We start from the raw sequence: 1,521 nt of genomic DNA, 5'->3' as shown, positions 1-1,521 counted from the left end.
TCTGATGTGGTTTGGCGAGTCACTCGCACGTTCGCTGTTTTCCATTATGAGTCGTTTGTTCGACCTCAAACGCGACGAAATCTTTGATACCACAAAGCTGTTTGATATCGCATTAGGCGCAATGACAGATTTGCTTTTTCCACTGTTTCTCATCCTTATCACGTTGTTTGTGGCGGCGACGATTGGTGCTGCAGGGGTTGGGGGCATTAGTTTTTCGGCCGAAGCGGCAATGCCTAAGCTGTCCAAAATGAACCCTCTGAGCGGTTTAAAACGCATGGTGGGCATGCAAAGTTGGGTTGAACTGATCAAATCGATCTTGAAAGTGGTGTTGGTGACAGGCGTTGCCATGTATTTGATCCAAGCGTCGCAAGCGGATTTGATCCAACTTAGCATGGATGTTTACCCGCACAACATTTTCCACGCGCTGGATATTTTGCTCAATTTCATCTTGTTGATAAGCTGCTCGTTATTGATTGTTGTGGCCATCGATATACCGTTCCAGATTTGGCAGCACGCCGATCAGTTGAAGATGACCAAGCAAGAAGTGAAAGACGAATACAAAGAAACCGAAGGTAAGCCAGAGGTGAAAGGTCGTATTCGTATGCTGCAAAGGGAGGCGGCACAACGCCGGATGATGGCCGATGTACCTCAAGCAGACGTTATTGTCACCAACCCGGAGCACTATTCAGTGGCGCTGCGTTATAAGCAGAAAACAGATCGTGCGCCAGTCGTGATAGCGAAAGGTACGGATCATATGGCGATGAAAATTCGAGAAGTGGCACGCGAGCACGACATTACGATTGTGCCTGCTCCACCACTTGCACGTGCGCTTTACCATACCACTGAGTTGGAACAAGAAATTCCTGACGGTCTATTTACCGCGGTCGCGCAAGTGCTGGCGTTTGTGTTCCAGTTAAAACAGTACCGCAAACGTGGTGGTCAGCGACCGAAAATTCAAGATTATGACTTGCCAATCCCGCCGGAACATCGTCATTAATCGTGCAAAAAGCAAAATTAAGAAAAATATAAAACAATCAATGGATTGTGCTGTTGTTTAGCTTTGAGTCATTATTTTGGCGTTGATTTTGGTACATAGATTGCTTAAGTCGACTAATTATCAACTATACCTAAACTTTTAGGCGAAAGCGGTCGCGTATAAACATTAGACATACGTATTAAAGTGCGTATTCGCGTGACGCTTCAATTCGATTGAGATACCTCGCAGTATGAAGTTAAGCCTGCCGTTTGCAGATAAATTGCCACAAATTCGTCAGCGTGAGATGCCAGCTATTGGCGCGCCTGTCATGGTTTTGGCCACCCTTGCGATGGTGGTATTACCGATACCAGCGTTCCTACTGGATATGTTCTTCACCTTTAACATCGCCTTAGCCATGGTGGTGTTGTTGGTGACGGTATATACACGCCGCCCGTTAGATTTCGCCGCGTTCCCGACGGTACTGCTGATCGCAACGTTGTTGCGTTTGGCGCTGAACGTTGCGTCTACTCGTGTCGTGTTACTTC

Annotated in this window: 2 protein-coding genes; both read left to right on the top strand. The window is 47.0% G+C overall.

Annotation, left to right across the window (positions count from 1 at the left end):
• On the top strand, positions 1–997 hold a 997-nt coding region (gene flhB, locus R7Z78_RS24270; protein WP_169643869.1), incomplete at its 5' end, for a flagellar biosynthesis protein FlhB.
• A gap of 229 nt (positions 998–1,226) precedes the next feature.
• Positions 1,227–1,521, top strand: a 295-nt coding sequence (locus tag R7Z78_RS24265; RefSeq protein WP_169643867.1) for an FHIPEP family type III secretion protein, incomplete at its 3' end; no start/stop codon positions are given.

This window comes from Vibrio sp. 1167 (genome assembly GCF_033340375.1).
Classification (GTDB): domain Bacteria; phylum Pseudomonadota; class Gammaproteobacteria; order Enterobacterales; family Vibrionaceae; genus Vibrio; species Vibrio alginolyticus.
Note: the sequence above shows the minus strand (reverse complement) of the source record. Positions and strands in the feature narration are given on the sequence as shown.